The organism is Microcystis sp. M090S1 (assembly GCF_020246295.1).
GTDB lineage: Bacteria > Cyanobacteriota > Cyanobacteriia > Cyanobacteriales > Microcystaceae > Microcystis > Microcystis aeruginosa.
Genome location: NZ_JADBTF010000442.1, coordinates 1 through 9,813, shown reverse-complemented (window position 1 = coordinate 9,813; position 9,813 = coordinate 1). Strand labels below are relative to the sequence as shown.

Genomic DNA, 9,813 nt, shown 5'->3' with positions numbered 1-9,813 from the left:
CAGAATTCTTTCGTGGTCCCGATTTTTTCGTCGTTTTGGGGACAAATCCCAATCCCAACCGCAGAAGTTGGGTAATTTGGCGAGAAGAGGGCAAATATCCCAATTTAATTGTGGAAATTCTCTCCGATAGTACCGCCAAAGTTGACCGAGAGGAGAAAAAACAAATTTATCAAGATATATTTCGCACTCCCGATTATTTTTGGTTTGACCCAGAAAGCTTAGAATTTGCAGGATTTACCCTAATTAGCGGTCAATATCAACCGATTGCCCCCAATTCTCAGGGATGGCTCTGGAGTGGACAATTAGGCTTATATTTGGGTTTATCTGCCAATAAATTGCGCTATTTTACCCCCGAAGGGGAATTAGTACCCACTCCCGCAGAAGCGGCACAACAGGCAGAAACCCAAGTTGAACAGGAAAGGCAGAAATCCGCAAAATTAGCGGCTAAACTGCGGGAATTGGGCATAAATCCCGATGAAAATCTCTAATCTTTCTCTGTCATCCCTTGCACTTAATTAGATAACCACATCGTTGCTCACCTTGATTGATCCAGTGAGTCCGTTCGATCGTACAATCGGGAAGCAGCATCGCAAACATTTCTAATTCATGGCCACAGATACTGGGATAAGAACCAGCCACCTCAGCAATAGCGCAATGATGCTCGGCCAGGACATAACTATTTTCTGCTTCCAGTGCCACTAATTCTGCCATATAACCCTCCTCTTGGCGAATTTCCAGCAATTTTCTCATTCTTTCCCCTAAAGACCCCTTCCCGAGGCGCAATTGATATTCTGCCGCTTTGCGTTGCCACTGTTTTTTGAGAATTTCCCCCACCTGTTGCTCTCCCACCGTCTCCACGAGAGTATTGAGGAAAGAAACGGCGAAATTATCGTAATTATGGGGAAAACGGCCACGACCTTGACGACTGAGACGATAAATGTGCTGAGGCCGTCCTATCTTATTTTGTACGGCAAAATATTCTATCAGTCCTTCCTCCTCCAAATCCTTAAGATGGCGGCGCGTCGCTTGCGGACTAATACTTAACTCCTCAGCCAAGTCTTGGGCGGTAGATTGACCGTTTTTGAGCAAATATTGCAGAATATCGTCTTTCTTCGAGGCGGGTTGAGTCGTGGTCATGATACCAAAAACAGAGGCTTTAGCGTACAATTGCTGAGAGTCAAGAAGCGGCCAATTACCCCTACAGAGTAACCTGAATAACAGAGGTTTACCAGCATCCTCTGAAATTTTCCGTGACTTTGACAACAGCTTTGTTGTTAATCTATTATATAATCAATTTAAACAACTTTATTGTTGTTTAACTGCCTCCCCTGCCTACCGCGTAGAGAGAACACTAACCCCCATGAGTGCAACCACCGTTAAAAACCTCGTTAACCAACCCTACAAGTACGGTTTCATCACCGATATCGAATCGGAAACCATCCCCCGCGGTTTAAATGAGGAGATTATTCGCCTAATTTCGGCGAAAAAGAAGGAGCCGGAATTCATGCTCGATTTTCGTCTCCGGGCCTACCATCAATGGCAAAAGATGACCGAACCCAGTTGGCCGCACGTTTCCTATCCTGCCATTGATTATCAAAATATTATCTACTACTCTGCACCCAAACAGAAAAAAGAAAAACTCAACAGTCTTGAAGAAGTTGACCCCACTTTAATCGAAACCTTTGAAAAATTAGGCATTCCCCTTTCGGAACAAAAACGCCTTTCTAACGTGGCCGTGGATGCTATCTTTGATAGCGTTTCTATCGCCACAACTTTTAAAGAAAAACTAGCAGAACAGGGGGTTATTTTCTGTTCTATTTCGGAAGCTTTACAGGAACATCCCGACTTGGTGCAGAAATATCTCGGTACTGTGGTTCCCGTGGGTGATAATTATTTTGCCGCTCTTAATTCTGCCGTTTTTAGCGATGGTTCCTTTGTTTTTATACCCAAAGGTGTCGTCTGTCCTATGGAATTGTCCACCTATTTTCGGATTAATAACGGTGAGACGGGACAATTTGAAAGAACTTTAATTGTCGCTGAGGAAGGGGCATCGGTAAGTTATTTAGAAGGTTGCACCGCTCCGATGTACGATAGTAATCAACTTCATGCCGCCGTCGTGGAATTAGTCGCCCTCGATAATGCGGATATTAAATATTCGACGGTACAAAATTGGTACGCTGGCGATGCCAATGGTAAGGGAGGTATTTACAATTTCGTCACTAAACGGGGTCTGTGTAAAGGAGTTAATTCTAAGATTTCTTGGACGCAGGTGGAAACTGGTTCGGCAATTACTTGGAAGTATCCCAGTTGTGTCTTAGTCGGCGATAATTCCGTCGGGGAATTCTACTCAATTGCCCTAACTAATAACAAACAACAGGCCGATACAGGTACGAAAATGATTCACATTGGCCGCAACACCAAGAGTACCATTATTTCTAAGGGAATTTCGGCGGGTAACTCCCAAAATAGTTATCGCGGGTTAGTGAAAATGGGACCGAAAGCCAAAGGAGCAAGAAATTACTCCCAGTGTGATTCTATGCTGATTGGAGATAATGCCGAAGCTAACACTTTTCCCTATATTCAGGTGGATAACAACAGTGCTAAAGTAGAACACGAAGCTTCTACTTCTAAAATCGGTGAAGACCAATTATTCTACTTCGCACAACGGGGTATTTCCGAAGAAGATGCTGTCTCTATGTTAGTCAGTGGTTTCTGTAAGGATGTCCTCAGTAAATTACCGATGGAATTCGCCGCCGAAGCCGATAAACTCCTAAGTCTCAAGCTAGAAGGAACCGTCGGATAATCAGTAAAGTAGGGTGGGTTAGGCGATAGCCGTAACCCACCAAAAGCTAAGACAATTTATCCATCAATTGATGATTCGCCGTCAACCACCAAAACTAATATTTTTTTTCTAGAAAAACATCTCATGAGTGAAGTAATTTTATCGGTAAAAAATCTAACCGCTAGTATTGATGGAAACCAGATTCTTAAAGGAGTTAACCTCGAAATTAAAGCAGGTGAAACCCACGCAATTATGGGGCGCAATGGCTCAGGAAAAAGCACCTTTTCAAAAGTAATCGCTGGACATCCCGATTATGAAGTAACTGGGGGAGAAATAATTTATAAAGGCGAAAACCTTTTGGACAAAGAACCCGATGAACGAGCGCTTATGGGTATCTTTCTCGCATTCCAATATCCCCTAGAAATCCCCGGCGTTAGTAACCTCGATTTTCTTCGCGTTGCCTACAATGCCCGACAAAAATATCTAGGCTCGGAAGAATTAGATAGTTTTGACTTTGAGGAATTAGTCGAGAAAAAACTAGAAGTTGTCCAGATGAATCCTAGCTTTCTTGGCAGAAGTTTAAACGAAGGTTTCTCCGGTGGTGAGAAAAAACGTAATGAAATCCTACAAATGGCCTTATTAGAACCTACTTTAGGAATTCTCGATGAAATTGACTCCGGTTTAGACATCGATGCTTTGCGAATTGTTGCCCAGGGAGTCAATCAATTAGCTACTCCCGATAACGCTTTTTTACTTATCACTCACTATCAGCGTCTGCTCAACTACATTGAACCCGATGTTATTCATGTTATGTACGATGGGCGCATTGTCACCAGTGGCGGTAAAGAATTAGCCCTCGAATTAGAAAGAACTGGCTACGATTTCCTCGACGAACAATTATTAGCCGTTAAGTAATCTAGCTATCAGTTATCAGTTATCAGTCATCAGTTATCAGTTATCAGTATTCAGTTATCAGTATTCAGGAGTCAGTATTCAGGAGTCAGTATTCAGGAGTCGGGAGATAGGGTGATAGGGATTTAGGGGTTTAGGGAAATTTCAGCCAAATGCTCCACTACCCCACTACCCCACTACCCCACTACCCCACACCCTACACCCCACTACCCCACTACCCCACACCCCAACCCTCCAACCCCCTCCTACCAATGACAGCCATAATCACGAAACCTGAACAATCAGGAGAATTATTGTTAAAATTGTCGCGAGAAACGGTTCCCACTATCGATAACGGTAAAATTCTCGAATTAAGAGAATCGGGAGCCAGTAAAGCTCAAGAATTAGCCATCCCTGGCAGAAAAGACGAAGAATGGCAATTCACCGATTTAAGTCAACTATGGGCGATCGATTTTCGCGTCCCCCAACCCGTTACAATCGATAAAAATGCCCTCGCTACTTTTTTACTGCCCGAAGCCAAAAACAGCCACCTAGTCTTCGTTAACGGCATTTATCAGCCCGAATTGTCCGATATCTCCGCTTTACCCGCCGGTGTCAGCGTCGGGCATTTCGCCAATGCACAAAACGATGTTCTTGTCAACTATCTAGGGAAAGAAAAAACACCCGAATTTTTTACCGCACTCAACCAAGCTGGTTTAAGCGATGGGGCAGTAATTCACGTCACCGCTAACACCGTCGTCGCAACTCCGATACATCTCTTATTTATCACCGTTGTGGAGGAAATTCCCCGCTTTTATCAGCCCCATAGCCTAATCGTGGCGGAAACGGGAGCTAGTGTAAATATTATTGAGAATTACGGGGCTTTAGCCGAACATTGCTCCGATTTACCTCTAAATTACTCTTATTTTACCAACGCTGTCACGGAAATTTACCTCGAAGCCAACGCCGAAGTCATCCATACCAGAGTACAACGGGAATCGGGAGATGGTTTTCACATCGGACGCACGATAATTGAACAAGGGCGCGATAGCCGTTACACTCTCAACGAGATAAATCTAGGAGCTAAACTCTGCCGTCATAACCTCGATATCCTGCAAAAAGGAGAACAAACCGAGACAAATCTGCACGGATTAGCCATGATTACCGGACAACAAACCACCGATACCCACAGCGCCATCTATCTCAACCATCCCCACGGCATCACCAAGCAACTGCATAAATGTATCGTTGATGGTAGCGCTCACGCCATCTTTAATGGTAAAGTGTTTGTTCCCAAACCAGCCCAATTAACCAACGCCTCCCAGTTAAATCGGAATTTGTTAATTTCTAAGAAGGCACGAGTCAACACCAAACCCGAATTACAAATTACCGCCGATAACGTCAAATGTTCCCACGGGGCAACCGTTAGCCAACTGGAAGCCGATGATTTATTCTATCTGCAAAGCCGGGGCTTAAGTGCCGACACCGCCCGCAGTTTGTTAATTGATGCTTTCTCGGCCGAGATTTTAGCTAAAATTCCTCTAGAATCCCTCCGCCAAAGATTGAGGCAATGCGTCGCCTGTCGCAGCGTGGAATAACTCTACCGGGGTGGGTGCCAACCTGCCCAAAGTACCCCTCTGACTCCTGACTAAAATGACAATTATCCAAGAAAAAACCCTCGCCCAAAAAGTCCGCGCCGATTTCCCTATCCTCCATCAAACCGTACACGATAAACCCCTTATCTATCTCGATAGTGCCGCCACTTCCCAAAAACCCATTCAAGTATTAGAAACCCTGCGAAACTATTACGAAAAAGATAACGCCAATGTGCATCGGGGGGCGCATACTTTAAGTGTCCGGGCAACGGAAGCCTACGAAGGGGCCAGAGATAAGGTCGCTAGGTTTATTAATGCCGCTTCTCGTCGGGAAATTGTCTATACTCGCAACGCCACGGAAGCGATTAATTTAGTCGCCTACAGTTGGGCATTAAATACCCTGAAAGCAGGGGATGAAATTATTCTCTCGGTCATGGAACACCACAGTAATTTAATCCCCTGGCAAATTGTCTCCCAAAAGACGGGGGCAGTGATTAAATATGTGCGATTAACCAGCGAAGAAAGCTTTGATTTAGAACAATATAAATCTTTGTTATCTGACAAAACTAAATTAGTTGCTGTCCTTCATGTTTCTAATACATTAGGCTGTATTAATCCCGTTGCCGAAATAGTCAGCCTTGCCCATCAAGTCGGTGCGAAAGTATTAATTGATGCCTGTCAAAGTGTCCCCCATTTAGCCATTGATGTGCAGGCCATAGATTGTGATTGGTTGGTGGCTAGTGGTCATAAAATGTGCGCCCCCACCGGTATTGGATTTTTGTACGGCAAAGAGGCCATTTTAGAGGCAATGCCGCCCTTTTTTGGTGGTGGCGAAATGATTGCAGAAGTCTATTTAGACCATTTTACCTGTGCCGAACTGCCCCACAAATTTGAAGCTGGAACCCCCGCTATCGGCGAAGCGATTGCCCTCGGTGCTGCAGTAGAATATTTAATGGGTTTAGGTATGGATAATATTCATGCCTACGAAGAAGAGTTAACCGCCCATTTGTTCAAAAAATTAGGAGAAATTGAGGGTTTAAGAATTTACGGGCCGCCACCTAGTTTAACAGGCCAAGGTCGGGCTAGTTTAGCCGCCTTTAATGTGGAAGGGATTCATGCTAGTGATTTAGCTACTTTATTAGACCACGAAGGGATCGCTATTCGCTCCGGTCATCACTGTACCCAACCTCTACACCGCTTTTTTGATGCTTCCGGCAGCGCGCGGGCAAGTCTATATTTTTATAATACCCGCGAAGAAATCGATCGCTTTATTGTCGCTTTACAGGAAACTATTGATTTCTTTGCCAATGGTTTTTCTTAGGGGTATCTCTGGCCCCTTTTCCTGTTCTTAAAGAGTGAAGGAAGTTACTTATTATTATCAAGGAATTTGTCCCGAAACGGGCGAGTTATTGCGCTTGCCCCGCACTCTTTTGGCTGAAAAAATTGCCCAAGATTTGATGACAACTATCACCAATCCTCAAGGTAAAATGTATGGAATTTTGTTAGGAGAAAATGCTGCTGGCGAAATAGAAGTTTTAAAAGCTTTTTCTGGACAGGGAGAAGCTGCTGGCTGGGTTCCGTCCCTAGTGGGGAGAGAAAAAATTATTCGGGAAGAAAAGCGAGTTTTGCAACTTTTAGAAACAATTAAACAGGAAATTATTACCCTACAATCAATTCCCGAACATAATTTATATCGACTCAATCAAGCAAATTTTGAGCGCAAAATACAAGCTTTACAGCAACAACATCAAAACCATAAACAGGAACGAGATAGGTTAAGAAATTTAGGAAATTTAAACCCAGAAGAATTAGAAAGATTAAATAATATCAGTCGTCAGAAAAAAAGAGAAAGAAAGCAATTAAAACAGGAACAAAAACAAGTTTTAAAACCCTTAATTGAGAAAATAAACGTAGCCAATCAGAGAATTATTGAACTTAAGCAACAGCGTAGGAACCTCTCCAAACAGTTACAGGAATTGCTGTATCAATCCTACTGTTTAAATAATTTTTCTGGACAATCTCTCTCCTTGGCTAAATTGATGGGCAGTAATTTGTTACCGACGGGAACAGGGGAATGTTGCGCCCCGAAATTATTAAATTATGCCGCCATGAAAGGATTAAAACCCATCGCCATGGCCGAATTTTGGTGGGGAGAATCGAATCGAGATAGAAAACAGGGAGAATTTTATGGCGCTTGTCAAGAAAGATGTCAACCTCTCATGGGTTTTTTACTCTCTGGTTTACGTTCATCCCTAGAAATTATCTACGAAGATGAGGGAATAATTGCTATTAATAAACCCGCAGGATTATTATCGGTAGCAGGACGTTATCAAGATAGTCAAGATGCTGTGGTCAATCGTTTTCGTCGTCAGGGAACAAATGTCATTCCCGTTCATCGTTTAGACCGAGAAACTTCGGGATTATTATTACTAGCTAAAAGTTTAGATATTTATCGTTGTTTATCCCAACAATTTCAACGGCGAGAAGTGGAGAAAATCTACGAAGCTATATTATCAGAAATTATTGAGCGAGAATCAGGCATAATTGACCTACCTCTCTGGGGAAATCCGCAAAATCGACCCTATCAAACTGTGGACTGGCAAAGGGGAAAAGCTAGTCAAACCTATTTTAAAGTTGTCGGTAAAGAAGGCAATTATTCTCGCCTCGAATTTATTCCCTACACGGGAAGAACCCATCAAATTCGCGTTCATAGTCAACAGGGATTAGGGATAGGAATTTTAGGCGATCGCTTGTACAATGGTAAGCAGTCCGACCGTTTACACCTACACGCTAAACAATTATCTTTTCGTCATCCTCAGACCGAAAATAAACTTGATCTCATCATTCCCACCCCCTTTTGAGAGCTATAATTGCTAACAGCCAAAAATTAGCTATAGTAACCCGAACTGGGGTTAAATAGGGACAGAATCAGGGTTCCCGAGGATACTTTATCTCGGCTGATTTCTGAGAGCCTTGTAAATCAAGACTAAAGATATAGTTGCACACGGGTAACGTCGCTTTACGGTAAACTTTTTCAGCTTGTCCGAGCGGGATTCCTGGTTCGATATCTTCAACAGTGCCATCGTTGGGATTCTCTGTCTGAATGATTCCCATCGGAAACATAAAAAAGAACTTGATTCCTTGCTCACTCTACCATTTCAGAAGTTTAATAAATCTCAGATTATGACCTTCTAAAGTATAGCTTGTAATCACTTGCTCGAATGAATGAGCATGGTGCGTTCCCAAAAATCTATCGGTGCGGCAGTAGGAGCCACATTAGGGAACGCACCCTACAGCGATGGCGTACTGCTACGCAGTGCCTTCGGCATCGCACTAACCCTAACAACAATTTTTGATTTTTACCAGAGGTCTATTGACTGAATGATGGGATGTAATATTTCAATAACCAGCATTTTCTTGGTGCTTGAGCTATACAATGAGAGCTATATTTTGATAGGACAAAAAAAGATTAGTATAGAGGTAAAATTAATGGCTGAAACCCTATATGAGAAAGACTATGTAGCTTGGCTGCAAGACCAGGCAGAAAAACTGCGATCGCCTGAGCGCAATACTTTAGATTGGCAAACTTTAGCCGAGGAATTAGAGGAAATGGTTGATGAACGCAAATACAAAGCAGAAAGCTTTCTTATTCAACTCCTCAGTCACCTGCTACTTTACGCCTACTGGAAGCATCCTTACTACCTACCCCACTGGACAGACGAGATAGATAATTTCAGATTGGAATTGAGCTTGCTGTTTCGCTCTAAGGTAATCTACAATCATGCCTTAGAACGGTTTGGTTATTGTTATCAAAAAGCTCTGGGAAAAGCGAGCCGCAAAAGTGGATTAACTTTACCAGTTGACTGTCCTTGGACAATTGAGAAAATTCTTGATGAAGATTGGTTCCCTGGTTAAAAACTCGAGCTTGCAATCCAACTTACATCCATACAACAATAGGGTGGGCAATGCCCACCTTACTTCAGTTGCTCAACAACTAATAGCTGGTATTCCAAAATCTGGTTGAAAAAGAAATTGATACCAATTTTCAATAGTCGTGATTAACATCTGAAAGTGCAATTCCGCTCTCAGAGAGGAATTGCACTTTGGAATAATCAACTAAGTCTGTCATCACTTTTGAAAAATGATATGAGTCAGCGGTTTAATCACTATCGGTGCAGCAGTAGGAGCCACATTAGGGAACGCACCCTACAGCGATTAAAATGCGTAGATTTCATGATGAGCTAGGCGGATTTGATGGTTTCAAATACTTCCGATTATCTAAGCAATCAATTACAGATAGTCCTAGCTCATACATAGCTTCCAAAGCCGCATTTTCATAAGAACTCTTGCAAATTAATTATATGTTATAATGATGGGTTAACTAATTTTTCCCAAAAAATTAGTTAACCAGTACATTCGTCCTGAATGAAAACTTGAAGTTTAACTTTTAACTCAAAACTCTTTAGATATGCGTTAATTTGGTTATCAAAACCTCTTTATTTAAGCGGCACAAACTATCTCAATTTTTATAATTGAGAATAAATT

At 42.6% G+C, this 9,813-nt stretch carries 10 protein-coding genes and 1 pseudogene; 9 read left to right on the top strand and 2 right to left on the bottom strand.

What is annotated here, in order from left to right; all coding sequences use genetic code 11:
- Positions 1–488 (top strand): Uma2 family endonuclease (locus tag IM477_RS19405; RefSeq protein ID WP_287733130.1); only part of this gene is annotated, 488 nt, incomplete at its 5' end.
- Positions 489–498: 10 nt separating this feature from the next.
- On the opposite strand, the gene sufR is transcribed toward IM477_RS19405, so the two are convergent.
- Entirely contained in the window at positions 499–1,137 is a 639-nt protein-coding gene (gene sufR, locus IM477_RS19400) for an iron-sulfur cluster biosynthesis transcriptional regulator SufR (RefSeq protein ID WP_287733129.1), read from the bottom strand.
- Between the two features lie 223 nt (positions 1,138–1,360).
- On the opposite strand from sufR, the gene sufB reads away from it, so the two are divergent.
- The 5 genes from sufB (at position 1,361) to IM477_RS19375 (ending at position 8,129) form a co-directional block, all read left to right on the top strand.
- Positions 1,361–2,803, top strand: a complete 1,443-nt coding sequence (gene sufB / locus IM477_RS19395; protein ID WP_036395285.1) for a Fe-S cluster assembly protein SufB — start codon at positions 1,361–1,363, stop codon at positions 2,801–2,803.
- A gap of 123 nt (positions 2,804–2,926) precedes the next feature.
- Positions 2,927–3,697 (top strand): Fe-S cluster assembly ATPase SufC, encoded by a 771-nt coding sequence (gene sufC, locus IM477_RS19390; RefSeq protein WP_002756123.1) that lies wholly within the window; start codon positions 2,927–2,929, stop codon positions 3,695–3,697.
- A gap of 248 nt (positions 3,698–3,945) precedes the next feature.
- Entirely contained in the window at positions 3,946–5,271 is a 1,326-nt protein-coding gene (sufD, locus tag IM477_RS19385; protein ID WP_287733128.1) for a Fe-S cluster assembly protein SufD, read from the top strand.
- Between the two features lie 55 nt (positions 5,272–5,326).
- On the top strand, positions 5,327–6,589 hold the full coding sequence (locus IM477_RS19380) for a SufS family cysteine desulfurase (protein WP_287733127.1): 1,263 nt from the start codon (positions 5,327–5,329) through the stop codon (positions 6,587–6,589).
- 34 nt (positions 6,590–6,623) lie between these two features.
- Positions 6,624–8,129, top strand: coding sequence for an RluA family pseudouridine synthase (locus IM477_RS19375; RefSeq protein WP_287733126.1), 1,506 nt, complete (start codon positions 6,624–6,626; stop codon positions 8,127–8,129).
- Positions 8,130–8,196: 67 nt separating this feature from the next.
- Here the strand turns inward: IM477_RS19375 and IM477_RS19370 are convergent, their stop codons facing one another.
- Positions 8,197–8,391: a hypothetical protein gene (locus tag IM477_RS19370; protein WP_287733124.1), complete on the bottom strand. Its 195-nt coding sequence runs from the start codon at positions 8,389–8,391 to the stop codon at positions 8,197–8,199.
- Here IM477_RS19370 and IM477_RS19365 point away from each other — a divergent pair.
- From IM477_RS19365 to IM477_RS19355, 3 genes and pseudogenes are all read left to right on the top strand, one after another.
- Positions 8,329–8,463, top strand: a pseudogene (locus IM477_RS19365) (IS630 family transposase); the annotation flags it as partial. The gene IM477_RS19370 and the pseudogene IM477_RS19365 overlap by 63 nt on opposite strands.
- Before the next feature lie 36 nt (positions 8,464–8,499).
- On the top strand, positions 8,500–8,649 hold the full coding sequence (locus IM477_RS19360; protein ID WP_162528344.1) for a hypothetical protein: 150 nt from the start codon (positions 8,500–8,502) through the stop codon (positions 8,647–8,649).
- 108 nt (positions 8,650–8,757) lie between these two features.
- Positions 8,758–9,183, top strand: coding sequence for a DUF29 domain-containing protein (locus IM477_RS19355; RefSeq protein ID WP_043998986.1), 426 nt, complete (start codon positions 8,758–8,760; stop codon positions 9,181–9,183).
- Positions 9,184–9,813 lie beyond the last annotated feature (630 nt).